We start from the raw sequence: 25,063 nt of genomic DNA on the forward strand, positions 1-25,063 counted from the left end.
CGCCCGAAACAGTGCGTTCGGTCCCGACAAACGCGAGCGGAGGCCACTCGGATCGTGCTGTGCACCCTCTACAAAGACGGGCGCCGCGAGCATTGGGCCATCCACAAGGCCGCCGAGGGCGCAGCCGCAGCCGCAGCCGCAGCCGCGATGACGGCTAGCTGCCGAAGAAGTCGCGTGCCCGGCCCGTCCACAGCAGCGCGATCACGATCAGCGAGACCGCGGCGCTGAAGTACTCGGCGATCGCACCCGGCGGGTAGGTGATCGCGAGGTAGACCGACGCGCCGATCGAGAGGATCTGGACGATCGTGATGACGAGCCGCGCCCCGCTGCTGCCGCGGAGGAGCCCGACGCCGACGACCATCACGATCGCACCGATGAGGATGGAGAGGATGGCGGAGGTGATGAGCTGGCTCGCCCCTCCGAACATCTCGACGGTCGAGGCGACGCTCGTCTGGAAGAGCAGGAGGCTGCCGCCGATGATGTCGAGCAGCCCCGAGATCCAGGTGAGCACGGCGACGAGCGTGACACCGAAGGGTCGATTCCCAGCCATGCCGCGATGCTACCGAGCCCGGCGCTGTTGGTCGAGCAACGACGCAGGCGCGTATCGAGACCGCCGCAGCCGGTGGCCTCGATACGCGCGCTGCGCGCCTATTCGCCCGACGCGGGGTAGCGGAGGCCGTGCCCGTGGGCGAAGAGCGGGTCGGCGGTGTCGAACGGCACGTCGGGGCGGCTCGCCTCGACGGCGGCCATGCTGCGCGGGAGGTCGAACGGCAGGCGGCCCATCGGCGACGCGGCGCCCGTCAGGACGTCGAGCAGCGCCCGGTCGCTCGCGCCCCAGTTGCCGGTGAGGGCCGCGAGCTCGTCGACGAACGGCGTGAGGATCGCGGGTCGGTCGAGGAACACGTCCACCACGGTCGGGACCGCGGCCGCGATCTCGCGGACGCGCGCGAGGCGCTCCTCGGGGAAGTCGAGCGAGCCCGAGTGGAAGAAGTTCTCGAAGAAAGTCGGGCGCTCCTCGAACGGCGCAGCGAGGCGCAGGATCGCGACGTCGGCCTCGGCCGGGCTCGCCACGACCTCGCCGTACTCGGCGGCGACGTCGGGCGCCACCCCCTCCACGTAGAGCTTCAGCCCGCGAGCGAGCGGCAGCGCGGGCGCGGCAGCGCCCGTGGCATCCGTGCGCTCGCGATTGACCAGCAGGGTGATCGCGGCCCGCTGCGCCGCCTCGCCCGCGGCGACGAACTCGGCGGAGCCGACGATGCGCTTCGCCCGCTCGACGTCGACGAAGCGGTGGTCGAAGAGTCCGAGCACGAACTTCTCGCGCAGCAGACGCCGGGCCGACTCGTCGATGCGCGCCTCGGTGATCTCGCCGTCGCGGACGAGCTCGATGACGAGCTCGGGGCACGCCTCGCCCCCGAACTGGTCGCAGCCGGCGTCGATGACCTTCTTCACCCGCTCGCGCGGGCTCAGGTGCTCGACGCCCCAGGCGCGTGCCGGGAACGGCTCGCCCATGATCTCGTCGTCGTTGATGAGGCCCCAGTCGGTGCAGACGATGCCGTCGAAGCCGTAGCGGCCGCGCAGCAGGCCCGTGATGACCGACTTGTTGAAGCCGAAGCCGACCTCTTCGAGCTCGGTGCCGACGGGCATGCCGTAGTACGGCATGATCTGGCTCGTGCCCGCCTCGAACGCGGCCTCGAACGGCTTCAGGTGCAACTCGAACTCGCCGCCCGGGTAGACCTGCTCGCGGCCGTGGGCGAAGTGCGGGTCCTCGCCGTCCTGCTGGGGGCCGCCGCCCGGGAAGTGCTTCGTCATCGTCGCGACCGAGTCGGGGCCGAGCGTCTCGCCCTGGAATCCCCGGATGTACGCCGCGCCGAGCCGGCTCGCGAGCTCGACGTCCTCGCCGAAGGTCTGCAGGGCCCGCGACCAGCGCGGCTCGGTCGCGAGGTCGATCTGCGGGTGCAGCGCGACCCGGATGCCGACGGCCGTGTACTCCTGCCGGGCGATGTCGGCGAAGCGCTCGACGGTCGCCTCGTCGCCGATCGCGGCGAGGCCCATGGGCTCGGGCCAGACCGAGAAGGCGCCGGCGAAGAGCGCGGCGAGCGGGTTGTCGCTGTACGAGTTGCGCGGGTCGGACGAGATCGTCACGGGGATGCCGAGGCGCGTCGACGCGGCGAGCTCCTGCAGGCGGTTGTGCCACTCGGCGAACGCACCCGGGTCGGCGGGAGCCTGGTGGATGTTGAAGTGGTTCATCTTGAGCCCGTTGACGAACTCGTCGGTCGAGCCGCCGCCGGCGACGCCCGCCTCCTCGGCCAGGGTGCCGTCGGGGTTGATGCCGATGACGGTCTGGAAGAAGAGGCCGGCCTTCTCCTCCAGCGTCATCTGCGCGAGCAGGATCTCGACGCGCTCGTCGACGGGCAGGCTCGCGTCGCGGTAGCGCGCGTCGAGAGGGGCGGTGCCCTCGGCGGATGCCGCGGCATCCGTATGGTGCAGATCGGTCATGGCCGGCACTCCTTCATGCATCGGGCTCGAGGCGCTTCCGTGTCCTCGACGCGCTTTCATCATAAACCGAGCGGCATTCGGTATTGAATGCCGCTCGGTCGTGTCCTCGGTCGCTTCCGGGTCAGTCGGAGCCGGCCTCGACGTAGCTGAGGTCGTTCACCGTGCGCACGGTCCAGGCGCCGTTGCGATAGACGAGCTCCGACACCGCCCCGTTCTCGATGCCTTCGACGACCTCGCTCAGGTCGGCACCGAGCGCGTCGAGCGCCGAGAGGATGGTGAGGCCGCTCGAGACGACGAGCACGTCGCCGCCCTTCTTCGACTGCGTCGCCGCGATCTCCTCGAGCGCCGCGAGCGCGCGGTCGGCCACCTCGCCCGAGGTCTCGGCCTTGAGGCCCGAGCCCTCGTTCAGGCGCGCCATCGCGTCGAGCGCGGTGCCCATGTCGAATGCCGGGTCCTCGAACAGCTCCCCGACGTGCGCGTAGCCGAGCTCGACGGCGATGTCGTTCCACATCTCGAGGCCGTCGCCGCCCTCGTACTTGCCGAAGGAGATCTCGCGCAGGCGCTCGTCGCGCACGGCCTCCCCGCGGAAGCCGACCTCGTCGAGCGCGAGCGACACCGTCTCCCAGTGCCGCACCATGTCGGCCGAGTAGGCGGCCTCGAAGTCGATGCCGGCCTCGGCGAGCCCGGCGCCGAGCTGCTCGGCGACCTGGCGACCATCGTCGGTGAGGGGCGAGTCCGACCACCCCTGCACGCGATCGAGTGCGTTGAGCATGGTCTCGCCGTGGCGGGTGAGGTAGATCGTGACGGGCTGACCCTTGGGCTTCTTGACGGCGGGCTCCACGGCTTGGGCCGACATCGCGGCGAATGAGCAGAGTGCGACGGCGACGGTGCCGGCCGCAGCGAGGCGGATGAGACGACGAGACGACATTGTCCGGGTGACCTTTCGGTTCGGGTGGGGTGCGATCGGAGGGAGCTTAGCCGAAATTCAACCGCTTGGTAACATTTTCTCCGGTGGCCACGACAGGTAGCCTCGAGAACGATGAGGATGACCCGATGAGCGCGGCGGGGTTCGGCGGCGGTGCCGCACCGACGCGGCAGGCGCGTTCCGCCGAGACCCGCAGGCGAATCCTCGACGCCGCGACGACCGCGTTCGTCGACGACGGCATCGCCGCGGTCTCCCTCCGCGACGTCGCGGGACTCGCCGGGGTGACCCATCCCGGCCTCCTCCGGCACTTCGCGTCGAAGGACGCTCTGCTCGGCGCCGTCGTCGAGCGCCTCGACCGCGAGAACTCGGAGTGGATCGACGCCGCCGAGCTCGCCCCCGGCACCCTCGGCATGGCGGCCCTCGCGGAGCGCAACGCCCGCGCGCCGGGCTACCTCGAGCTCTACACCGCCCTCGCCGGTGAGGCCACGAGCGCGGGTCATCCCGCCCACGAGCACCTGCGCGAGCGGTACGCGCGGGTTCGCGCTTCGATCACCGAGCAGCTCGCGGCCCTGCCGCTCGGCGGCGGCCTCGACCCGGCCACCGAAGCGGCACTCGTCATCGCCGCGTGGGACGGCCTCCAGCTGCAGCAGCGCTACGCGCCCGAGCTCGACCTGGTCGCGCACCTCGCGCGCCACGAGCAACGGCTGCTCGGCTCGCCACCCGCGGTCGACGCCGACGAGCGCACCGCCGTCGCCGAGCGTCTCGCGCCGACGGTCATCGTCGAGGACGAGGAGGCGGGCGGGGCGGCTGCGGCCGGCCGACTCGGTCGCGAGCGCCGCGCGGCCATCACCGAGAGCGCCACCGAGCTGTTCGCCCGCGCCGGGTACCACGGCACCAGCCTCCGGGAGATCGCCGAGCGTGCGGGCATCTCGAAGGCGACGCTCGTGCACCACGTCGGCTCGAAGGACGAGCTGCTCACCGCGGTGCTGCGGCTGCGCGACCGTCGCACGATCACGCCCGAGCCCGACGGCGGCCGCGCGGTCGACCGCCTCTACGCCCTCGCCGACACCGCCGATCGCACCGCCCGCGACGAGCCCGGCCTGATCGAGCTCTACTCCGTGCTCTCGTGCGAGGGGGCCACCCCGGGGCATCCGGCGCACGACTACTTCGCGCGGCGGTTCCGCGAGAGCCGACGCTACTTCCTGAGCCTGCTCCGTCGCATGCGCGACGAGGGCGCCCTCCGCGACGATCGCGACCCGAGGCACGAGTCCGCCTGGCTGCCGGCGGTGTGGGACGGGCTGCAGATCCAGTGGTCGTACGACCCCGCGATCGACGTCGGCAGGCACCTGCGGGCGTACTTCGACGAGCTCCTCGTGCCCGGGAGCGCGCCGGGAGGCCGCCCCGGGGGCGCGCGGAGCTGATCAGACGGATGCGTCGCGCGGGGGATCCGGAGGGGGCTCAGGCGGCCGCGACCACCGCGAGGAGCGCCTCGCCGTAGGCCTCGAGCTTCTTGGCGCCGATGCCCGTGATGCCGTCGAGCTCGCCGAGGCTGGCCGGCTTCGCGACCGCGACCGCCCGCAGCGTCGCGTCGCCGAACACGATGTAGGCGGGCACCCCCTGCTCGCGCGCCTCGCCCGCGCGCCACGCGCGGAGCTGCTCGAAGAGCTCGGCCTGGGCGGGCTCGAGGTCGGCCGCAGCGGGAGCCGCCTTCGCGCCGCGCGAGCGCGGTGCGCGCTCGACCTCGGTGCGCAGCATCACGGTGCGGCGGCCCGAGAGCACCTCGCCCGACGCATCGGTGATCGTGAGCGTGCCGTACTCGCCGTGCGTCGCGAGCAGGCCCTGCGCGAGCAGCTGGCGCACCACGCCGCGCCACTGCTGGTCGCTGAGGTCGGCTCCGAGCCCCCACGTCGAGAGCGTGTCGTGGCCGTACTGGCGCACGCGCGGCGTCTCTTTGCCCCGGAGGATGTCGATGAGATGCCCGGCGCCGAACTTCTGCCGCCGCTCGCGCTGCAGTCGGACGATCGTCGACATGAGCTTCTGCGCCGGGACCGTGCCGTCCCATGAGGCGGGCGGCTCGAGGCAGGTGTCGCAGTTGCCGCACGGCTCGCTCGCCTCGCCGAAGTAGGCGAGCAGATTCTGCCTGCGGCACTGCACGGTCTCGCAGAGGGCGAGCATCGCATCGAGGTGCGCCGACAGCCGACGGCGGTGCGCGAGGTCGCCCGGGCTGTCGTCGATCATGCGACGCTGCTGCACCACGTCTTGCAGGCCGTACGCGAGCCACGCGGTCGCGGGGGCGCCGTCACGGCCGGCACGCCCGGTCTCCTGGTAGTAGCCCTCGACCGACTTCGGCAGGTCGACGTGGGCGACGAAGCGCACGTCGGGCTTGTCGATTCCCATGCCGAACGCGATCGTCGCGACGACGACGACGCCGTCTTCGCGGAGGAAGCGGTCTTGCGTCGAGCGGCGCAGCTCGGGGTCGAGCCCTGCGTGGTACGGCAGCGCGTTGACGCCGTTCGCCGCGAGGAACGCCGCGATCTTCTCGGTGCTCGCCCGGCTCAGCGCGTACACGATGCCCGGCACGGGCCGACCGTCGGCGTCGACGCCCTCGCTGCGGACGAAGTCGAGCAGCTGGCGGCGCACCTCGAGCTTCGGCGCGATGCGGTACTGGATGTTCGGCCGGTCGAAGCTCGAGACGAAGTGCTTCGCACCGCCGAGCGAGAGCCGCTCGGTGATCTCACGATGGGTCGCCTCGGTCGCGGTCGCCGTGAGGGCGATGCGCGGCACCTCGGGCCAGCGCTCGGCGAGCTCGGCGAGCGCGAGGTAGTCGGGACGGAAGTCATGGCCCCACTGCGCCACGCAGTGCGCCTCGTCGATCGCGAAGAGCGACACGGTGCCGCGAGCGAGCAGCTGCTTCGCGCCCTCGGTGTTGAGGCGCTCGGGGGCGATGTAGAGCAGGTCGAGCTCGCCGTCGAGATAGGCCCGCTCGACGGCGGCGCGCTCACCGGCCTGCTGGCTCGAGTTCAGGTACGCGGCGCGCACGCCGTTGCGCACGAGCGCGTCGACCTGGTCGTGCATGAGTGCGATGAGGGGCGACACGACCACGCCGGTGCCCTCGCGCAGGAGCGCCGGGATCTGGTAGCAGAGGCTCTTGCCGCCGCCGGTCGGCATGAGGACGACGGCGTCGCCGCCGGAGGCCACCTGCTGGATGATCTCGGCCTGCTCGCCGCGGAACGCGTCGTAGCCGAAGACGGTGTGCAGCGCCTCCTCGGCGCTCGCGAAGCGGGCGGGAGCGGCGACGGCGGGCCGCTGCAGGCCGGATGCCGCGGAGCGGGGCGGCTCGCCCCCCGAGGTCGCCGATCGTGGGACGGACGGTGCGCCCCATGCGACCGCTCCCCCGGCGTACTCGTCGGGCGGAGGCGGCGGCGCCCACTCGTCATCGGGCGGCGGAGCGAGTTCGTCGAGGTGCCACGCGGCCTCATCGGGCCCATCGGGTTCGGCGTTCCAGCTCACCCGACGAGTCTACTGAGCGCCACTGATCCCGCCGCCGGACGGTCGGAATGGGGGCGGTGCCGAGGCATCCGACGCTCTGGAGGAGGGGTCAGTACCCCAGACGCGAGCGGAGCACGGTGAGCGCGTGCGACGTCTCAACGGCGAGTTCGGGTGCGAGCGCCGAGACCGACTGGGCGAGCACGTCGGCGACGAGGATCGACGTCAGCACCTCGGCGGTGAGCCCGGTCGGCGTATGCGGCGCGGTGAGCGTGACGGCCACGCGCGCGGCGAGACGCTCGTGCAGCTCGTCGGTGACGAGCACCGGGTGCGCACCGACCTCGCGGGCCCGACCGACGATCGCGTCGAGTTCGGCGTTGACGCGGCCAGGCGCGAAGAGCACCACGACGTCGCCGCTGCGCAGTGGCAGCAGCGCATCGGCGAGGCGGAAGCCGTCGGCGTCGAGGTGCCGGGCCGATCGGCCGGCCCGACCGAGCCGGAGCGCGAGATGCGTCGCGGCGACGGCCGAGGCACCGACCCCGTAGGTGTAGACCTGCCCGGCGCGCGCGATCAGGGCGGCGGCCGCGGTCACCGACTCGATCGACAGGGCCTGCCGGGCGAGCTCGACCTGATCGCGAGCCTCGTCCCAGACGCTCCGGGCGAGGCGCCCGGTGTCCTCCCCGGCGTGGTCGAGACGCTGGCGCACCCGCTCCTCGGGCGACACGGCCTCGGTGAACGGCGCCGCGACCCGGCGCTTGAGATCGGCGAGGCCGGCGTACTCGAGCTTCTGCAGCGTCCGGATCACCGTCGCGTTGCTCGTGCCCGTCTCGGCGCCGAGCTCGGCGGCGGTCGCGAACAGCAGCCGCTCGGCTGGGCTGCCCGCGAGCAGCCCGCCCACCGCCTGCTCGGACTTCGAGAGCCCGTCCCACGCCGCGCGCACGCGACTGCGCAACTCGATCACGCCCGGGTTGCGCGTATCGGTTGTTACAGATTGCGAGTCGTGTGTATCATTCATTTCACGAGCATCCTATCTCGTAACGATCATTCCAACGAAGACGCCGGTGGTCCACATGCTAACCGGCATGGAAGGGACGCCGCCGTCCATGAGCACCACCATCCGCACCATCGAGGTGAGCGGCACGCCGTTCGAACGCGGTGAGCAGTACGGCGCCGCGGCGTCCGACCTCATCGACGCGGCGATCGGCTACTACGCGGAGGCGTTCGGCCAGCAGTCGGGCCTCACCTGGTCGGCGGTGCGCGAGCAGGCCGCCGGATGGCTGCCCCGCTGCCGCGACGCCGCACCCGACATCGTCGCCGAGCTCGAGGGCGTCGCCGCCGCCAGCGGGCGCGACCTCCTCGATCTCATGGCGCTCAACGTGCGCGGCGAGATCATCTACGACCAGGGCTCGCGCCGCGCCGCGCCGTACCCCGAGCACGCCGCAGAGGAGGAGCGCGACTCGAGCGACGGCTGCACGAGCTTCTCGCTCGCGCACGGCGCGTCGGGCGACGGCCACACCTACGCAGGCCAGAACTGGGACTGGCGGGCTGGCACGCAGCGCACCGTCGTCGTCGTGCGCGTCGTGCAGGACCCGCTGCCGACGCTCATCATGCAGCTCGAGGCGGGCCAGATCGGCCGCCACGGCGTGAACTCCGCAGGCATCGCGCTGAACGCCAACGGCCTCGGCGGCCGATTCGCCGGCACGAGCGGCCTGCCGCAGACGTTCATCCGACGGATGGCCCTCAACCAGTCCGAACTGCCCGACGCGATCAACACCCTCGTGCGCACCGATGCCCACATCGCGAGCAACGCGCTCCTCACCGATCGCTCGGGGTTCTCGATCGATCTCGAGATCACGCCGAGCGGGATCGACTGGGTCTACCCCGAGCGAGGGCTGCTCGTGCACGGCAATCACTACCAGGCATCCGTGCCCCCGCAGCTCGCCGGCCGCTACCGGCCCGTCTCGGCCGACTCGCTGTTCCGGGTGCCGCAGGCGCGCACCGGCCTCGAGCGCGTGCGCGACACTCACAGCCGCGATGACGCGCTCGGCGCCATCCGCGCCGCGATGAGCGACCACCTCGGGTACCCCGAATCGGTCTGCACCCATCCCGACGAGCGCCGGCCCGCCGTTCGGCAGTGGTCGACGCTCCTCTCGAGTTGCGTCGACCTCACCACCGGCGACTACTTCGTCACCAACGGGACGCCGTGCGACCACCCCTATGAGATCCTGCCCTGGAACGCCTTCGACGGTCCGGGCTCGCGTTACACCACCCCCACCCTGCCAATGGAGGCACACCGATGAACACCACCTCGCCACGACGACTCACCCTCGTCGCCGTCGCCGCGGGCGCGGCGATCGCCCTCGCCGGCTGCACCGCCGGCGGCACCGCACCGACCGCGGCCCCCGTCGCAGACCTGCCCTTCGGCGCGACGACGCCCGCGGCATCCGGTCCCGTCGAGTCGGTGACCTGGATGCTACCCGCCGAGCCCGCGACGTTCGACTTCGACATCGACAGCGGCGCCGCCGAGAACACCGTGTTCGCGAACGTCTGCGAGCGGCTCATGGCCGTGCAGCCCGACCTGACGACCGTGCCCGGCATCGCCGAGAGCGCCGAATGGGTCGACGACACGCACGTCGTGTTCACGATCCGCACCGATGCCACCTTCCACGACGGGAGCGCGATCACCGCCGACGACGTGCTCTGGAGTATGCAGCGCCACGCCGCCGAGGGCGCCGACGAATCCGACGAGTACGCCAACGTGACCGCCATGGAGAAGACCGGGCCGAACGAGATCACCGTCACCCTGAAGCAGCGCGACGCCATCTTCATCCAGGCGATGGCCGGCAACGGCGGCATGGTGCTGAACCCGCGCGTCGTCGAGGCACAGGGCGACGACTACGGCGCGCCCGGCACGCCTGACGCATGCTCGGGCCCCTACACGCTCGGCGACTGGAAGCCGGGGACGAGCGTCACGATCGAGAAGGCCGAGAACTACTGGGATGCCTCGCGCGAGGTACTCGCGGACGAGATCGTCTTCCGCTGGGCCGACCCTGCTGCGGTCGTGAACGCGCTCACCGCCGGCGAAGCCGACGGTTCGTACCTCGACTCCCCCGCCTCGGCGATCCCGCTGCAGTCGGTCGACGACGTCTCGCTCGCGCAGGGCCCCTCGACGAACGCATGGGTGCTGCTCGCCACCGAGCGCGGGGCGCTCGCCGACGAGCGCATCCGGCAGGCGCTCTCGCTCGCCCTCGATCGGTCGGGCATCGCGAAGGCGGCGTTCGGCGACCTCGCTCAGCCCTCGAAGACCCCGATCGGCTCGGGCGCCTGGGGCTACGAACGCGACGCCTTCGAGGCTGCGTACCAGGAGCTCGGGGGAGCCCCCGCGAGCCCGAGCGAAGCCGATCTCGAGCAGGCGAAGGCGCTCGTCGCCGAGGCCGGCGCGCCCGAGGAGCCGATCGTGATCGCGAGCGACGGCGGTTCGGTGCGCAACGTCGTCTCCAACGCGCTCGTCGCCGCAGCGAAGAGCATCGGCCTCGAGGCCGAGATCACGACGATCCCGTCGGCCCAGTACGGGGACTTCTACTCCGACGACGTGGTGCGCGGCCGGGCCGACCTGTTCAGCGACGAGTACTACATCTCGAAGAACGACCCCGTCGGCTTCTACAAGAACGGGGCCTCGACGGCCACGGTCAACTTCGTCGGCTTCGCCGACCCCGAGTACGACGAGCTCGTGCAGCAGGCCTTCGCCGCGACCGACGACGTCGAGCGCGCCGACCTCGCGATCGAGCTGCAGCGCCGCTGGGTCGCGGCGACCCCGTGGATCTCCGTGTCGCAGAGCCCCGCGACCGTCGCGCACTCGTCCGCGATCACCGGCATGCCCTCGTCGGCCGCGTACCTCTACTACCCCTGGGCAGCCGACCTCGGCTCGTCCGAAGGCTGACCATGCTGATCGCGCTCAGGCGGCTCGCGGGCATGGCCGTGACGTTGGTGGTGGCCTCCTTCATCATCTTCGCGGCCATGTACGCGGCCCCGGGCGACCCGGTGACCTTCCTCATCGGCAACCCGGAGAACCTCACGCCCGAGCGCTTCGCCGAGGTGCGCGCGGAGTACCACCTCGACGAACCGCTGGTCGTGCAGTACTGGCTGTGGTTGTCGGGCGCCCTCACCGGCAACCTCGGCGTCTCGTTCCAGTACCACCAGCCGGTCGCATCGATCATGGCGAGCCGCCTGCCCGCGACCCTCTCGCTCGTCGCGTACGCGGCCGTCCTGTTCGCCGTGGTCGGCGTCGGCCTCGGCGTCTGGGCGGCCGTGCGGCGGGGGCGCGCCGCCGACACCGCCGTGGTCGGCGCGACGACACTCGCCGCCTCGGTGCCGTCGTTCGTCGTCGGCATCGTGCTCGTGTCGTTCTTCTCGGTGCAGCTCGGCTGGTTCCCCGTGACCGGCGCCGGCGAGGCCGGAGTCGACCGCCTGTACCACCTCACGCTGCCGGCGATCGCGCTCTCCATCGGCGCCCTCGCCATCGTCAGCCGGGTCACGCGGCAGACGATGGTCGAGCAGTTCGACTCCGAGCACGTCGAGGCGGCGCGCAGCACCGGCATGGCCGAGCGGCTCGTGGTGCTGCGGCACGTGCTGCGCAACGCGTGGGGCCCGATCATCACGATGATCGCCCTCGTGATCGCGAGCATGCTCGCGGGCACCGTCGTCGTCGAGAGCGTGTTCGGCATCAGCGGCATCGGGTCGCTGCTCGTCGACGCCATCAACTCGCACGACTTCCCGATCGTGCAGGCCGTACTGCTCTACATGGTCGTCGCGTACATGGTCGTCACGACGCTCGTCGACCTCCTCCTCCCCCTCCTCGACCCGCGGATCGGAAGCCGGGTGAAGACCTCATGACCACCACCGCAGCCGATGCGCTGCTCACTCGCGGCGGGCTCGGCACGCGCCGACGTGACCCGCTGTACTGGATCGCCGTCGGGTTCCTCGGCCTCGTGGTGCTCGTCGCCGCGTTCGCGCCGCTCATCGCCCCGTACGATCCCGAGGCGATCGACTTCGCCGCGATCTGGGCGCCGCCGAGCGCCGCCCACCCGCTCGGCACGGACCAGCTCGGCCGCGACCTGCTGTCGCGCCTCATCATGGGCACCCGCGAGAGCCTCGTCGGCCCGCTCCTGCTGCTCGTCGGCGCGACGGTGCTCGGTGTGACCATCGGCATCGTCGCCGCGTGGAACGGAGGCTGGATCGATGTGCTGCTCGCCCGCATCACCGACGTCATGTTCGCCTTTCCGGGGCTCCTCTTCGTGGTACTCGTGATCGCCGTCTTCGGCGAGGGCCCCGCGACCGCGGTCATCGCCCTCGCGCTCGCCTACGCGCCGGTGATCGCCAAGTTCACCCGCAGCATCGCGCTGTCCGAGCTCGCTCGCCCCTACGTCGACGCGTACCGGGTGCAGGGCGTCGGCGGCGCCGCGATCGCCGCGCGCTACGTCGTGCCCAACATGACGCCGGCCCTGCTCGGCTACCTCGTCGTGCTCTTCGGCGAGGGGCTCATGGGGCTCGCCACGCTCAGCTACCTCGGCTTCGGCGCCCAGCCGCCGAGCTCGGAATGGGGCCTCATGGTCCAGGAGGGACAGGACGGCATCGTGCTCGGACACTTCGGGCCGACCCTCGTGCCGGGCCTCGCCATCGCCGCGGTCGTCGTCGCCGTCAACATCGTCGGCGTGCGGCTCTCGGAACGACTGGGGGCCCGCGCATGAGCCGGCTCCTCGAGATCACCGACCTGTCGTTGCGCTACGGCCACGCACAGATCCTCGACCGGGTATCGCTGCGCGTCGACCGCGGCGAGACCGTCGGCCTCGTCGGCGAGTCGGGCTCGGGCAAGTCGAGCACGGTGCGTGCCGCACTGCGGCTGCTGCCGCCGACCGCCGCGGTCGAGGGCGAGGTGCGCATCGCCGGGCGCGACGTGCTCGCCGCCGATGCCCGGACGCTTCGGGACATCCGCGCCTCGGAGGCAGGGCTGATCCAGCAGGATCCGCGCGGTGCGCTGAACCCGGTCCGTCGCATCGGCGACTCGCTCACCGAGCGACTCGTCCGGGTGCACGGCGTCGGCCGCGCCGAGGCGAAGCAGCGCGGTCTCGAGCTGCTCGCCGCCGTCGGCATCAGCCGCCCCGAGCAGCGGTTCCGCCAGTACCCCCACGAGCTGTCGGGCGGCATGCTGCAACGCGTCGTGATCGCCGCCGCCCTGACGACGCGCCCCGAGCTGCTGTTCGCCGACGAGGCGACCAGCGCTCTGGACGTCACGACCCAGGCCGAGGTGCTCGCGATCCTGCGCGACCAGCAGCGCGAGCGCGGCCTCGGCGTCCTGTTCATCACCCATGACCTGCACCTCGCAGCGGCATACTGCGACCGCGTGTACGTGATGCTGCGCGGCGAGATCGTCGAAGAGCTGCACGGCGCCGACCTCTTCACCGGGGCGACGCAGCCGTACACTCGATCGCTGCTCGACGCGGTTCCGAGCATCCGGGAGCACGAAGCATGAGCACCTCGACCCCCACGCCACGTACGGCCCCCGCTGGCGAGCGGGCCACCACGCTGCTGGAGGCGAACGGACTTCGACGCACCTTCGACGGCAACCGCGGCGACGAGCCCGTCATCGCCGTCGACGACGTCTCGTTCACGATCGCCGCGGGCGAGTCGCTCGGTCTCGTCGGCGAGTCGGGTTCCGGCAAGTCGACCATCGCCCGCATCGTCGTCGGCCTCGAGCGCGCCGATTCCGGCACCCTGACGATCGGCGGCGTCGACCGGCTGGCGGGCCGCCGCGGGCGAGCGGCACGCCTCGCACACGCTCGGCAGGTGCAGATGGTGTTCCAGGACCCGTACGGCTCGCTCGACCGCCGGCTCACGGTCGAGCAGACGCTGCAGCGAGCGATGCGCCTGCACCGACTCGGCGACCGCGGACGGGAGTCCTCCGTGCGCGTGGCCGAACTGCTCGATCGCGTGCGCCTCACGAGAACGCAGGCCGCGCTGAAGCCGCACCAACTGAGCGGCGGCCAGCGCCAGCGCGTCGCCATCGCCCGCGCCCTGGCGGTCGAACCCGGGGTGCTCGTGCTCGACGAGGCGGTCTCGGCACTCGACGTCTCGGTGCAGGCGCAGATCCTCGAGCTGCTCGGCGAGATCCGGCGCGACTCGGGCATCGCGCTGCTCTTCGTGAGCCACGACCTCGCCGTGGTCGACGAGGTCACCGACCGCACCCTCGTGCTGCACCTCGGGCGAGTCGTCGAGCAGGGACCGACCGGTGAGGTGCTGCGTACTCCGCAGGACGCCTACACGAAACTCCTGGTCTCGTCAGTGCCGGGACCGGGCTGGGACCCGCACGACGTGATCGAGCGGCGGGCGGCATTCCAGCGCGCGCGCAGCGCGGCCGACTGACCGACGGCATGAAGAAGGGGCCGGGTGCGTTCGCACCCGGCCCCTTCCCGTCGGATTCGGGTCAGCCGACGTTGAGGGTGAACGAACTCACCGTGCCGGTCGTGGGCACCGCGATGTCGAACCGCTGCACGCCGCTGAGGCCGGCCGGCACCGTGAAGGTCACGGTCGCCTTGCCGATCTCGTCGACCGTCGGCGTGTAGGCCCGGTTCACGGCGGCCGTCGTGAGCTGCGTGCCGTCGAACGAGACGACGACGGTGCCCGCGGCCGGCTCGTTGCGGCTGAAGTCGAGCGACGACAGCTGCACGGTGACCGACTCGCCCGGCGCGTAGGTGCCGTCGCCGTCCACGTGGACGCCGACCGCGCGCTGCGCGTTGTCGGGCGAGATCTCGGGGTTCACCTCGAAGTAGTCGACCATCGACTCGAGGTCGATCTTGCCGGTGTCGGCACGCCCGGTGCCCTGGCCGAGGGTGGTGAAGTTGTCACCGCCGGCCGCGAGGAACGAGTTCGCACCCACGAGGTAGTTCGCCGCGGGGTCGATCGGCTCGCCGTTCAGCAGGATCTCGGTGATGTGCGATCCGGCCGGCGCGGTCGGGTCGTACGTGTAGGCGAGCTCCTTGTTGACGCCGAGCTTCAGGAACGGACGCGACGCACCGGCCGGCTGCCACTGCTCCTCGAGCACCTTCTTGACCTGCGCACCGGTGAGGGTGACGGTCACGAGGGTGTTCGCGAAGGGCTGGACGTTGGCGGCCTCACGGTAGGTGACCTCACCCGCGGCCAGGTCGGCCCGCAGGCCGCCCGGGTTCATGAAGGTGATGTCGACCGCGCGGGTGCCGTCGGCGTTGAGCGCCCACTGCTGCACGTCGGCCACGAGGTTGCCGAGCGTCGACTCGCCACCGCGGTTCTCGGGGAACGAGGAGGCGCCGTCGGGGTTCGACGCGACGGCCCGACCGAAGTCGGCGTTCGCCTCGCCGAGCACCACGCTGCCGAGCTGGTCGGCGACCTTCACGGCCTCGTCGACGATGGGCTGCACCGCCGGGTCGTTCGGGTAGAGCGCCGTCGTGCCGTCCATGAGACTGAAGATCTCGTTCTTCATCGTGAAGGTCTTCTTCGCACGGTCGTACTGGATGTCCATGCGGGAGAAGCGCTCGCCGTACTGGCCGCTCGAGATCACCGGCCGCCCGTCGATCACGTGGTTGTAGGCGAGGTGGGTGTGACCCGAGACGATCGCGTCGACGTTCTTGTTCGCGCCGAGCACGATCTCGCCGAAGCGCGACTCGGGGTCGGTCGCCGACGCGACATCGGTCGTCGCCGCCCCTTCGTGCACGAGGAGCACGACGATGTCGGCCTCGCCGTTCTGCTTCTTGCCGTCGCTCAGCTGGTTCGCGACGCGGTTCACGGCCTCGGTGGGGTCGCCCACCGTGATGTCCTCGATGCCGGCGGGGCTCACGAGCGAGGGCAGCTCATCGGTGACCGCACCGATGAAGCCGATCGTCACGCCGTCGAACGTCTCGGTGTAGTACTCGGGGAGGGCCGGCTTGCCCGTCTCCTTGTCGTACACGTTGGCGCCGAGGTACTCCCAGAGCGCGAGCGGCATCACCCGGTCGGTGAGGTCGGCGAAGCCCTGGTCGAACTCGTGGTTGCCGACCGCGCTGACGTCGAGCCCGGCCTCGTTGAGGGCGAGGATGGTGGGCTTGTCCTGCTGGATGAACGAGGTGAACGTCGAAGCGCCGATCATGTCGCCCGCGGCCGCGAAGACCGTGTTCGGGTTCTCTGCGCGGATCTGCTTCACCGCGCTCGACAGCGCGGCGATGCCGCCCGACGGCGCCGACTGCTCGATGCGGCCGTGGAAGTCGTTCACCGTCACGAGGTCGATGTCGACCTTGCCGGGCACGCCCTCCGAGCCGACGCCGACGAGGATCGGGTCGTGGTCGCTCGAGCGGAAGACCGACGCCTCGGCGACGGTCTCGGCCGCCGGGCCCCAGTACTCGCGGCCCGCCCACTCGGGCGAGTTGATCGACCAGACCGCGGCCTTCGTCACGCGGTCGCTCGCGGCGGGCGAGGCGATCACGTGGTCGAGCGAGCCGAGCTCGCCGTCGAAGGTGTAGGTGTACTGGCCGCGCGCCTTGCTGAAGAGCAGGTCGTTCCAGCCCGCGTCGGTGAAGACCTTGATCGGGTCCTCCTTGGCGTACGAGTTGAAGTCGCCCACGAGGTAGACGGCGTTCTTGCGCCCCTCCGAGAGCTCGTTCGCGAAGGCGAGCAGCGACTCGGCCTGCTTCGTGCGCTCGTCGTTGAAGGCGTCCTGGCCGGGCTGCGGCGACGGGTCGGTGCCGCTCTTCGACTTGAAGTGGTTCGCGATCACGGTGACGAACTGCTTGCCGTGCTTGAACGTCTGGGCGATCGGCTCGCGGGCGATGTCCCACACGGTCTCGTCGACGATCGTCTGAGCCTCGCCGCTCGGCTTGACCGACGCGGGCTTGTAGATGATCGCGTTCGTGATGACGTCGGTGATCGCGGGGTCGTGCAGCGCCTCAGGGGTCGTCACGTACTTCCACGTTCCGGCGCCCGCGGCGGCGTTGAGGCCGGCGACGAGGTCGGCGAGCGCCTCGTCGGGCTTCTCGCCGAGTGCGACCGAGTTCTCGATCTCCTGGAGCGCGACGACGTCGGCGTCGAGGCCGTTGATCGCCTTCACGATCTTCGCCTTCTGCACCGCGAACTCCTCGGCGGTGTCGGCGCCGCGCGCCTCGGGGTTCTCCGAGGTGAGCGTCGTGAAGTAGTTCAGCACGTTGAACGACGCCACCGTGATGTCGCCGCCGACCGCGGGCGCGGTCGTCGGACGCAGGTTCGTCGGCGTGAACGTCGGCTTCGTCGACGCGGCGCTCGCGTCGTTGATCGGCTGCGTCGGCTGCAGGCGCCACTCGTTGAAGCCCCAGCCGAGCACGTAGCCGGTGGTCGGGAACTTCGCGACGTCGCCGTTGCGGACGACCGTGCCCTTGGTGAAGTACGGCTGGTCGCCCGGGTGGGCCGGGTTGTCGGTGCCGTTCGAGTTGCGCACGGCGATGCTGTAGCCGTCGTCGAGCAGGATGCGGCTCGCCTTGTTGGCCGCGGCGACGTCGCTCGCGCCCTTCGAGCCCGGCAGCTGCGTCTCGGTCGACTTCACCGGCATCGTGGCACCGGCGTTCAGCCACAGCTCGCCGAAGCGGTTGAGGTTGTGGCTCGAGATGACCTTGTAGGTGCCGTCGGGGACGACGAGCATGCCCTCGAAGACCTCGCGGGCCGTGTTGCCGACGGCGGTCGCAGGGAGCTTGGTCGGCGCGGGCACGCCGACCCCGGCCTGCACGAGCTCGACGTCGGCCGCGGCCGTGGGCTTGATCTGCGTCTGGCCGTTGAACTCCTCGACGACGCCAGTGACGCGCACCTTGTCGCCGATCGAGACGGCCGGGTTCTCGCCGTGCAGGTACACGAACACGCCGTCGGAGGCCTTGGGAGTGGTGTCGGGGCCGGGGGTCTGGATGTAGATGCCCTCGTAGCCGCCGACGCGGTGGTCGGCGGTGACGACGCCCTCGACGATCACGGCCTGGCCGACGAGCGGGCTGGCGGCCACATCGGTGCCCTGGACCTGGGCGATCGTCTTCGCGACGGGCAGGACGGGCCCGCCCGGGCTGCCCGAGTTCTGCGGCGTCGGGGTCGCCGTGAAGCTGAAGTCCTTCGAGTTGTCGTCGGTGTCCTTGAAGCCGGTGCGCACGATGCTGCCGGGGTCGGAGTTCGCACCCGGGTACGCCGCGGCCGCCGTCTCGAAGTTCAGCGAACCCCCGTAGCCGACGTAGTCGGCCACCTGCGCGTTGTTCACGATGGAGCCCGTGCCCGGGTTGATCGCCGAGGCGGTCTTCGCGAGGAAGAGCGAACCGGTCGTGCCGCTCGGCGCCACGGAGAAGGAGGCGTCGGGAGTGGGCAGTGCCGCACCGGTGCCGCCGTTGCTGTTGAGGCCGATGAGGTAGTAGCCGCCCGACTTGATCGTGCCGCTCAGCGCGCCGACCCCGCTCGAGGCGCCCGTGCTCGTGGCTGAGCGGTACTGGATCGACCAGCCGGCCAGGGAGACGTCGGCGTTCGTCGGGTTGTACAGCTCGACGAACTTGTTCTGGAACGGCTGGTTCGCGCTGCCGCCCCGCGCGTAGACCTCGTTGATCACGACCCCCGAGCCGTCGACCGCGGCGAACGCGGGCGCGGCGCCGAGTACCCCGGCGACGAGCGTGCCCGCGGCGGCGAGCGCCACCGCGGACAGGCAGTTTCTGGTGAGACGTTGCATGACTCTCCTCATCGAACGACCACTCCCCACCTCGGATTCGACGCTGAAACGAGCACGCCGGCGGTGGGACGATTGTTCCGTAGCATAAGTCCGCTCCGGGCCCCTGCCAAGGGCTTTACACCGCCCGCTCGCCCTGATTTCACGCGGAGTTCACGGCGCTTGCTCACATGAGCAGAACCCGCCGCGGCAACCGCACGAATGAGCAGCCAGAGCGCACCGGTCGAGGCCGATACGCTGGACAGCACCATGCTCACCGCCGTCCTCTCGCTCACCGGAGCGCTCGTGTTCGGGGCGGCGGACTTCCTCGGCGGAATCGCCGCGAAGCGCATCGGCGCCGTGCTCGCGACCGCGGTCGCCGGCCTCGCCGGCTTCGTCGCACTCGCCCTCGCCACGCCGATCGTCGGCAGTACCTGGGAACCGGCCGACCTCTGGCTGGGCGCCGCGGCCGGGCTCGTCGGTGCGGTCGCGATCGGGCTGTTGTACGCCTGCCTCGCCATCGGGCCGATGTCGATCCTCTCTCCACTGACGGCACTCGTCTCCGCGATCGTGCCCATGGTCTGGGGTCTCGTCTCGGGCGACCGATTCGGACCGATCACCCCGTGGGCGCTCGGCCTCGCCCTCGTGGCCGTCGTGCTGGTCGGCTTCGTGCCCGAGAGGGGCGCCGTGCGACCGAGCCTCACCGGCATCGGCATGGGCGTCGGCTCGGGCGCGGCCATCGGCGTGTTCTACATCATCATGGATCGGACGTCGTCGGGGAGCGGGCTCGCGCCGCTCACCGTGAACGTCGGCGTCACCGCCGTCGTCATGTTCGCGGTCGCTGGGGTGTTCGCACTCGCCGCCAGGGTGAAGCGGTCGCGGATGCCGCAGCCGGACGAGGCGACGGACGCCGCTTCCACCGCTCCGGATCGGACACGGGGCGTCCGGCTCGCCGCCGTCGGCGGGCTCGTCAACGCCGCCGCGAACGCGCTGATCCTCTTCGGCATCCGCGCCGGCGAGCTCGCGATCGCCGCAGTGCTCGGCGCGATGTACCCGGCCGGCACCATCATCCTCGCGGCGATCGTGCTCAAGGAGCGCATCGCCCCGGTGCAGTGGGTCGGCCTCGTGCTCGCGCTGGCCTCCGCGGCCATGCTCGCCCTCGCCTGACGCGGTCGCGACGACCGGCGTTCGGGGCGGACCGCCGGCCCGAGCGGCAGGATCAGAGCCTGACGACCTCCGTGACGCGCAACACCGCGGCGCCCTCCTCAGCGGAGGCCTCGAGGTCGACCTCCGCGCGGATGCGCCAGTCGTGATCGCCCGCGGGGTCGTCGATCGTCTGCTCGACGCGCCAGATCCCGCTCGAGGCATCCGACTCGTCGATCGCGACCAGGCGCGGCGAGCGTGCCGCGGGCCCCGTGCCGATGTCGTCGTGCTCGTCGTAGTAGCGGTCGAGGGCACCGGGCCAGTCGACCTCGGGGTCGAGCTCGGCGAGCTCCTCGTCGCGCTCGAGGGCGGCGAGCTGCACCCGTCGGAACAGCTCGTTGCGCACGAGCACCGTGAACGCACGGCGGTTCGTGACGACGGAGGGCGGGGCGGGCGGCACGACGGCCTGCTCGTCCTCGGGGAGGTGCGCCGAGGGGTCGACGAGCTCGGCCCATTCGTCGACGAGGCTCGAATCGACCTGGCGCACGAGCTCGCCGAGCCACTCGATGACGTCGAGCAGCTCCTCGTCCTTCGCGTCGTCGGGCACCGTCTGGCGCACCGCGCGGAAGGCGTCGGAGAGGTAGCGCAGCACCAGCCCCTCGCTGCGGGCGAGCTGGTAGTGGGAGACGTATTCTCCGAACGACATGCTGCGCTCGAACATGTCGCGCACGACCGACTTCGGCGAGAGCGCGAAGTCGCGCACCCACGGCTGGCTCGACGCGAAGGTCTCGAAGGCCTGGTGCAGCAGCTCGTCGAGCGGCTTCGGCCAGGTGACCTCCTCGAGCGCCTCCATGCGCTGCTCGTACTCGATGCCGTCCTGCTTCATCGCGGCGACCGCCTCGCCGCGCGCCCTGAACTGCTGCTGCGAGAGGATCGGTCGCGGGTCGTCGAGGGTCGACTCGATGACCGAGACGACGTCGAGCGCGTAGTGGCCCGTCGCGATGCCGGTGCCCGGCGCAGCGTGAGGGTCGAGGAGCTCGATCGCCGCGAGCGCGAACGGCGAGAGCGGCTGGTTGAGCGCGAAGTTCGGCTGGAGGTCGACGGTGAGGTGGAGCTCGACGCCGAGGGGATGCGCCGAGGCGTCGGCGGTCGGCGCGATCACCACGACCTCGGCGTCGCGGAGGGTGCGCAGGATCTCGAGCGCCCGGCGCGCGAGCTCGAAGCGGCGCGCGCGGCCCTCGTGGTTGTCGAAGACGAGGGCGCGGATGTCCCCGACGACGTCGCCGCCCCGTGCGATCACGTTGATGAGCATCGCCGCGGTGAGCTTCAGGTGCGGGGTGAGCGCCTCGGGCACGGCGACGATGAGCCGGTCGAAGCTCGTCTCGCTCCACGTCACGAACCCGGCCGGTGCCTTCTTGCGCACGACCTTCTTGAGCTTCTTCGGGTCGTCGCCGGCCTTGCGCACGGCCGTCTCGTTCTCGATCTCGTGCTCGGGTGCGAGCACGACGACGGTGCCCGCCGTGTCGTAGCCGGCGCGACCCGCCCGACCCGCGATCTGGTGGAACTCGCGGGCGCTGAGCTGCCGCATGCGCTGGCCGTCGAACTTCGAGAGGGCCGTGATCAGCACCGAGCGGATCGGCACGTTGATGCCGACGCCGAGGGTGTCGGTGCCGCAGATGACCCGGAGCAGCCCGCGCTGGGCGAGGGTCTCGACGAGCCGGCGGTAGCGCGGCAGCATCCCGGCGTGGTGTACGCCGATGCCGGCCCGCACGAGGCGCGACAACGTCTTGCCGAACGCCGTCGTGAAGCGGAACCCCCCGATCGCCTCTGCGATCTCGTCGCGCTGCTCGCGCGTGACGACCCGGATCGAGGACAGCGCCTGGGCCCGCTCCATCGCGGCGGCCTGCGAGAAGTGCACGATGTAGATCGGCGCCTGCCGGGTCTCGAGGAGTTCCTCGACGGTCTCCTGCACCGGGGTCTTCGCGTACGAGTAGTGCAGCGGCACGGGCCGCTCGACGCCGGTGACCTGCGCGGTCGGCCGGCCGGTGCGACGCGAGAGGTCGTCGGCGATCGCGTCGACGTCGCCGAGCGTCGCCGACATCAGGATGAACTGCACGCGAGGCAGCGTGATGAGCGGCACCTGCCAGGCCCAGCCGCGGTCGGGGTCGCCGTAGAAGTGGAACTCGTCCATCACGACCTGGTCGACCTCGGCGTCGGCGCCGTGCCGCAGGGCGAGGTTCGCGAGGATCTCGGCCGTGCAGCAGATGATCGGCGCGTCGGAGTTCACCGAGCTGTCGCCCGTCACCATGCCGACGTTCGCCGCTCCGAAGATCTCGACGAGCTGGAAGAACTTCTCGCTCACGAGCGCCTTGATCGGCGCCGTGTAGTACGAGCGCCCGCCGCGCGCGACGCAGGTCGCGTGCGCGGCGACCGCGACGAGCGACTTGCCGGTGCCCGTCGGCGTCGAGAGGATGACGTTCGCCCCCGACACGATCTCGATGACCGCCTCGTCCTGCGCGGGATAGAGCGCGAAACCACGGTCGTCGGCCCACTCGACGAACGCGTCGTACATCGCATCGGCGTCGTACGGGCGCGGGGCACGGTCGAGGAGGGGCTGAGTCACCCGTCGAGTCTGTCACGGGCACGGCCGCACCTCGGCCGCCGCTCAGTCGGGCGGCGCGAATCCGGGCGTCACGCGGGCGAGCCGGCGCTCGGTCGCCGGGTCGAGCCGGCCCGGCGCGGTCGACGCGCCGCTCGCGCCGGCCCGGCTCCCGGCCGCCCCGGCGCCGGAGATCTCGACGAGCGGGCCCGCCGCCGACGACCACGCGATGCGGCCGTGCTCGAAGCGCGCCGAGAGCACGCCGTCGTCGTCGAGCCGGGTGTCACCGACGGGCAGGCCGAGCGCCCCGCGCTCCCACCTGAGCAGCGCCCAGATGTCGCGCACCATGCCCCGCACCACCAGCGCGCCGTGCTCGGGGCTCCAGTAGATCGAGCCGCCCTCGAAATGGGCGTGGCCGCCGGGTCGGGTCGTGCCGTCGGGCCACGCGACCGGGGCTGAGTCGGTGATCGGGAACCCCAGGATCGAGGCCTCGGCGCCGAGCGCCTCCCAGCGCTCGGCCACCGGCCCGTGCACCTCGTGCGCTCCCGTGCGGCTCGACCAGCAGATCGCTCCCCCGTCGAAGCGTCGCAGGTACTGCTGGCCGTCGCCGAGGCGTTCGTGCCGGCCGCGCGGCGCGCCGAGCCAGTCGTGCTCGGCGCGCTTCGCCCCGATCGCGGCGACGGCGACCAGGAAGAGGTCGGCGGAGCGATGCTCGCCCTCGTTGGGGACCCGGTCGGCGCGGACGGGCGCCGTCATCCATTCGGCCATGGCCGATCCTCTCGTTCGCTCGGGCATCGTGCGCGAACCGGGATCGTGCCCGGTGGAACAGGGAAGCCGGCCGCACCTCGTGTTCGGGAACGAGGTGCTGGCCGGCCTGGGATCACCGTGGTTCCGTGCTGACAGTTCCCCCTGCGGTGCACGGGCGGCGATCCGTTCCTACGGTATTGGCGGGCGCGCGCCCGAGAATCAGGGTTAACCCTGATCTTCGCCGCCACGGGCGCTGAGGCGGACGGTCGGCCGCCACACGTCGCCCGGCCGCCCGCCGGTGACGAGCTCGACCGCGGCCTCGACGAGCCGGAACGGCACGAGGGCCGCGAGCTGCACGACCACGAGCGGCCCGAGCAGGGCGAGCGAGAAGGTGAGCGTCGCGACGAGCGGCGCGAGCCGACCGCGCACGAGCGCGGCGAGCCCGACGAGGGGCCAGGCGACGAGCCAGAGCGGATGCGAGAACGCGGCGATCGCGGTGCCCAGGAGGACGAGCGCCCCAACGACCGACTGGCCGAGCACGAGCCATCCGGGCACGCCGCCGAACTCGCGCTCGCGATCGACCGACACCCACGCCCACATCAGCCGAGCCCGAAGCCGCGGCACACCCTGCTCACGGAGCGCCGTGTGGAACACCCGGTCGTCCTCGCGGCGCTGCTCGAGCGCCGCACGCCGATCGCCGAGCGCGGCCGCCGCCCGCGACCGCGCGTCGTGCAGCACGGCGGGGGCCGACTGCCGCCCGTAGCTCGCGATGAGCCCCCAGAGCGGGGTCGGCACCGAGGCGAGGTCGGTCGGGGCGGCGGATGCCTCGCCGCGGGCCGGCACCCGGTAGCTGCGGCCCGTCTCGGGGTCGAGGTAGACGATCGCCGCGGTCAGCTCGAAGCTCGGGGCATCCGCCGGGCGCTGCGCGAGCCCGAGCTCGGCGAGGCGATCGCCGTCGTCGGTATGGAAGGGCATGCGGCCTCCTCGGGCTCGCGACCCATCATGCCGCGCGCCGCCGACCTCACCCGAGCAGCAACGCCAAGCCGAGCAGAACCGGCAGGCAGCCGAGCGTCGTGATGAACACAGTGTCGCGCGCGAGGATCTCGGCGGTCTCGTAGCGCTGCGCGTAGTTGAAGACGTTCTGTGCCGTCGGCAGCGCGGCGAGCACGGTGACGGCGTAGAGCGCCGTGTCGTCGAGCCCGAACGCGAAGCGGCCGAGCAGCCACGCGGTCGCGGGCATCACGACGAGCTTCAGCGTCGAAGCCAGCAGCACCTCGCGGCGTCCGCTGCCCGCGGCGAGCATCCGCTGGCCGTTGAGCGAGAGCCCGAACGAGATGAGCATGAGCGGCACGGCGGCGTGGCCGATCAGCTCGACGGGCTCGAGCACGATCGGCGGCAGCTCGAGGCCCGACACCGCGACGGCGACCCCGGCGAGCGAGCCGACGATGATCGGGTTGGTGAAGGTGCCGCGCACGATCTGGCGGGCGGAGGTGCGCCCCTCGACCCGGGCGCCGAGGATGGCGAGGGCGACCGGCGCGAAGAGCAGCAGCTGCAGCAGCACGATCGGCGCCGAGTACGCCGCGTCGCCCAGCATGTAGACCGCGATCGGGATGCCGAAGTTGTTGCCGTTCACGTAGCCCGACGCGAGCGAGCCGATCACCGCGCGCTCGAGGCTGCGCCGCCAGACGAGCATGGCGATCAGCCCGAACACCAGCATCATCGTGACGGCCGCGAGCGCCGAGACCGGCAGCAGCACCGAGAACAGGGCGCCGACGTCGGCGGTCGCGAGCACCGAGAACAGGAGGAACGGGGCCAGCACGTTGAAGGTGAGCCTGGCGAGGATCGGTCGCGCCTCGGGCCCCACGACGCCGGCGCGCCCGGCGATCCATCCCACGAACACGGCGAGCGCGATCACCGCGAACCCCGTGAAGACCGATCCCATCGCCGTCGAGCCTAGCGGCGTCGCGGT

Annotated in this window: 18 protein-coding genes; 8 read left to right on the forward strand and 10 right to left on the reverse strand. The window is 71.5% G+C overall.

Annotated elements, in window-relative coordinates; all coding sequences use genetic code 11:
• Positions 1-154: 154 nt before the first annotated feature.
• The 3 genes from ACFVTH_RS03800 to ACFVTH_RS03810 all read right to left on the reverse strand — a co-directional run bounded on the left by ACFVTH_RS03800 (position 155) and on the right by ACFVTH_RS03810 (position 3,424).
• Complete coding sequence (locus ACFVTH_RS03800) at positions 155-550, reverse strand: hypothetical protein (protein ID WP_386939464.1); 396 nt, start codon at positions 548-550, stop codon at positions 155-157.
• A gap of 98 nt (positions 551-648) precedes the next feature.
• Entirely contained in the window at positions 649-2,496 is a 1,848-nt protein-coding gene (locus ACFVTH_RS03805; protein ID WP_387086882.1) for a glycoside hydrolase family 3 protein, read from the reverse strand.
• A 121-nt stretch (positions 2,497-2,617) separates the two neighbouring features.
• On the reverse strand, positions 2,618-3,424 hold the full coding sequence (locus ACFVTH_RS03810; RefSeq protein WP_387086884.1) for a histidine phosphatase family protein: 807 nt from the start codon (positions 3,422-3,424) through the stop codon (positions 2,618-2,620).
• Positions 3,425-3,549: 125 nt separating this feature from the next.
• On the opposite strand from ACFVTH_RS03810, the gene ACFVTH_RS03815 reads away from it, so the two are divergent.
• Complete coding sequence (locus ACFVTH_RS03815; protein WP_387086886.1) at positions 3,550-4,842, forward strand: TetR/AcrR family transcriptional regulator; 1,293 nt, start codon at positions 3,550-3,552, stop codon at positions 4,840-4,842.
• A 37-nt stretch (positions 4,843-4,879) separates the two neighbouring features.
• Here the strand turns inward: ACFVTH_RS03815 and recQ are convergent, their stop codons facing one another.
• Both recQ and ACFVTH_RS03825 read right to left on the reverse strand, forming a co-directional pair.
• A complete protein-coding gene (recQ, locus tag ACFVTH_RS03820) occupies positions 4,880-6,931 on the reverse strand; it encodes a DNA helicase RecQ (protein ID WP_387086888.1) in 2,052 nt (683 codons plus the stop codon).
• 88 nt (positions 6,932-7,019) lie between these two features.
• Complete coding sequence (locus tag ACFVTH_RS03825; protein ID WP_387086890.1) at positions 7,020-7,922, reverse strand: MurR/RpiR family transcriptional regulator; 903 nt, start codon at positions 7,920-7,922, stop codon at positions 7,020-7,022.
• Positions 7,923-8,010: 88 nt separating this feature from the next.
• Between ACFVTH_RS03825 and ACFVTH_RS03830 the strand changes: the two genes are divergently transcribed.
• Genes ACFVTH_RS03830 through ACFVTH_RS03855 form a run of 6 tightly spaced genes read left to right on the forward strand, consistent with a single transcriptional unit; the run spans position 8,011 to position 14,326 of the window.
• Entirely contained in the window at positions 8,011-9,207 is a 1,197-nt protein-coding gene (locus tag ACFVTH_RS03830) for a C45 family autoproteolytic acyltransferase/hydolase (RefSeq protein ID WP_387086892.1), read from the forward strand.
• Positions 9,204-10,847 carry an ABC transporter substrate-binding protein gene (locus ACFVTH_RS03835; protein ID WP_387086894.1) on the forward strand — a complete coding sequence of 548 codons (1,644 nt, stop codon included), beginning with the start codon at positions 9,204-9,206 and terminating at the stop codon, positions 10,845-10,847. The genes ACFVTH_RS03830 and ACFVTH_RS03835 overlap by 4 nt, the downstream gene beginning before the upstream one ends.
• A gap of 2 nt (positions 10,848-10,849) precedes the next feature.
• Entirely contained in the window at positions 10,850-11,800 is a 951-nt protein-coding gene (locus ACFVTH_RS03840) for an ABC transporter permease (protein WP_387086896.1), read from the forward strand.
• Complete coding sequence (locus tag ACFVTH_RS03845) at positions 11,797-12,654, forward strand: ABC transporter permease (RefSeq protein WP_387086898.1); 858 nt, start codon at positions 11,797-11,799, stop codon at positions 12,652-12,654. The genes ACFVTH_RS03840 and ACFVTH_RS03845 overlap by 4 nt, the downstream gene beginning before the upstream one ends.
• Complete coding sequence (locus ACFVTH_RS03850; protein ID WP_387086900.1) at positions 12,651-13,436, forward strand: ABC transporter ATP-binding protein; 786 nt, start codon at positions 12,651-12,653, stop codon at positions 13,434-13,436. The genes ACFVTH_RS03845 and ACFVTH_RS03850 overlap by 4 nt, the downstream gene beginning before the upstream one ends.
• Complete coding sequence (locus ACFVTH_RS03855; RefSeq protein WP_387086902.1) at positions 13,433-14,326, forward strand: ABC transporter ATP-binding protein; 894 nt, start codon at positions 13,433-13,435, stop codon at positions 14,324-14,326. The genes ACFVTH_RS03850 and ACFVTH_RS03855 overlap by 4 nt, the downstream gene beginning before the upstream one ends.
• 61 nt (positions 14,327-14,387) lie before the next feature.
• Here the strand turns inward: ACFVTH_RS03855 and ACFVTH_RS03860 are convergent, their stop codons facing one another.
• The gene (locus ACFVTH_RS03860; protein ID WP_387086904.1) at positions 14,388-18,629 is read right to left on the reverse strand and encodes an ExeM/NucH family extracellular endonuclease; all 4,242 of its coding nucleotides are present in this window, start codon (positions 18,627-18,629) and stop codon (positions 14,388-14,390) included.
• Between the two features lie 246 nt (positions 18,630-18,875).
• Between ACFVTH_RS03860 and ACFVTH_RS03865 the strand changes: the two genes are divergently transcribed.
• A complete protein-coding gene (locus ACFVTH_RS03865; protein ID WP_387086906.1) occupies positions 18,876-19,772 on the forward strand; it encodes an EamA family transporter in 897 nt (298 codons plus the stop codon).
• A 52-nt stretch (positions 19,773-19,824) separates the two neighbouring features.
• Here the strand turns inward: ACFVTH_RS03865 and ACFVTH_RS03870 are convergent, their stop codons facing one another.
• The 4 genes from ACFVTH_RS03870 to ACFVTH_RS03885 form a co-directional block, all read right to left on the reverse strand.
• Positions 19,825-22,371 carry a DEAD/DEAH box helicase gene (locus ACFVTH_RS03870; protein ID WP_387086908.1) on the reverse strand — a complete coding sequence of 849 codons (2,547 nt, stop codon included), beginning with the start codon at positions 22,369-22,371 and terminating at the stop codon, positions 19,825-19,827.
• A gap of 42 nt (positions 22,372-22,413) precedes the next feature.
• Positions 22,414-23,115: an LGFP repeat-containing protein gene (locus ACFVTH_RS03875; RefSeq protein ID WP_387086910.1), complete on the reverse strand. Its 702-nt coding sequence runs from the start codon at positions 23,113-23,115 to the stop codon at positions 22,414-22,416.
• A gap of 204 nt (positions 23,116-23,319) precedes the next feature.
• The gene (locus ACFVTH_RS03880) at positions 23,320-24,069 is read right to left on the reverse strand and encodes a DUF1353 domain-containing protein (protein ID WP_387086912.1); all 750 of its coding nucleotides are present in this window, start codon (positions 24,067-24,069) and stop codon (positions 23,320-23,322) included.
• Between the two features lie 46 nt (positions 24,070-24,115).
• Positions 24,116-25,036 carry an AEC family transporter gene (locus ACFVTH_RS03885; RefSeq protein WP_387086914.1) on the reverse strand — a complete coding sequence of 307 codons (921 nt, stop codon included), beginning with the start codon at positions 25,034-25,036 and terminating at the stop codon, positions 24,116-24,118.
• Positions 25,037-25,063: the final 27 nt, after the last annotated feature.

Source organism: Agromyces sp. NPDC058104 (assembly GCF_042884835.1).
Classification (GTDB): domain Bacteria; phylum Actinomycetota; class Actinomycetes; order Actinomycetales; family Microbacteriaceae; genus Agromyces.

Excerpts from the sequence above, each read along its gene's own strand:
- ACFVTH_RS03800 (WP_386939464.1), bottom strand. The coding sequence starts at position 550 with ATGGCTGGGAATCGACCCTTCGGTGTCACGCTCGTCGCCGTGCTCACC.
- ACFVTH_RS03805 (WP_387086882.1), bottom strand. The coding sequence starts at position 2,496 with ATGACCGATCTGCACCATACGGATGCCGCGGCATCCGCCGAGGGCACC.
- ACFVTH_RS03810 (WP_387086884.1), bottom strand. The coding sequence starts at position 3,424 with ATGTCGTCTCGTCGTCTCATCCGCCTCGCTGCGGCCGGCACCGTCGCC.
- ACFVTH_RS03815 (WP_387086886.1), top strand. The coding sequence starts at position 3,550 with ATGAGCGCGGCGGGGTTCGGCGGCGGTGCCGCACCGACGCGGCAGGCG.
- ACFVTH_RS03825 (WP_387086890.1), bottom strand. The coding sequence starts at position 7,922 with ATGAATGATACACACGACTCGCAATCTGTAACAACCGATACGCGCAAC.
- ACFVTH_RS03830 (WP_387086892.1), top strand. The coding sequence starts at position 8,011 with ATGAGCACCACCATCCGCACCATCGAGGTGAGCGGCACGCCGTTCGAA.
- ACFVTH_RS03835 (WP_387086894.1), top strand. The coding sequence starts at position 9,204 with ATGAACACCACCTCGCCACGACGACTCACCCTCGTCGCCGTCGCCGCG.
- ACFVTH_RS03840 (WP_387086896.1), top strand. The coding sequence starts at position 10,850 with ATGCTGATCGCGCTCAGGCGGCTCGCGGGCATGGCCGTGACGTTGGTG.
- ACFVTH_RS03845 (WP_387086898.1), top strand. The coding sequence starts at position 11,797 with ATGACCACCACCGCAGCCGATGCGCTGCTCACTCGCGGCGGGCTCGGC.
- ACFVTH_RS03850 (WP_387086900.1), top strand. The coding sequence starts at position 12,651 with ATGAGCCGGCTCCTCGAGATCACCGACCTGTCGTTGCGCTACGGCCAC.
- ACFVTH_RS03855 (WP_387086902.1), top strand. The coding sequence starts at position 13,433 with ATGAGCACCTCGACCCCCACGCCACGTACGGCCCCCGCTGGCGAGCGG.
- ACFVTH_RS03860 (WP_387086904.1), bottom strand. The coding sequence starts at position 18,629 with ATGCAACGTCTCACCAGAAACTGCCTGTCCGCGGTGGCGCTCGCCGCC.
- ACFVTH_RS03865 (WP_387086906.1), top strand. The coding sequence starts at position 18,876 with ATGCTCACCGCCGTCCTCTCGCTCACCGGAGCGCTCGTGTTCGGGGCG.
- ACFVTH_RS03875 (WP_387086910.1), bottom strand. The coding sequence starts at position 23,115 with ATGGCCGAATGGATGACGGCGCCCGTCCGCGCCGACCGGGTCCCCAAC.
- ACFVTH_RS03880 (WP_387086912.1), bottom strand. The coding sequence starts at position 24,069 with ATGCCCTTCCATACCGACGACGGCGATCGCCTCGCCGAGCTCGGGCTC.
- ACFVTH_RS03885 (WP_387086914.1), bottom strand. The coding sequence starts at position 25,036 with ATGGGATCGGTCTTCACGGGGTTCGCGGTGATCGCGCTCGCCGTGTTC.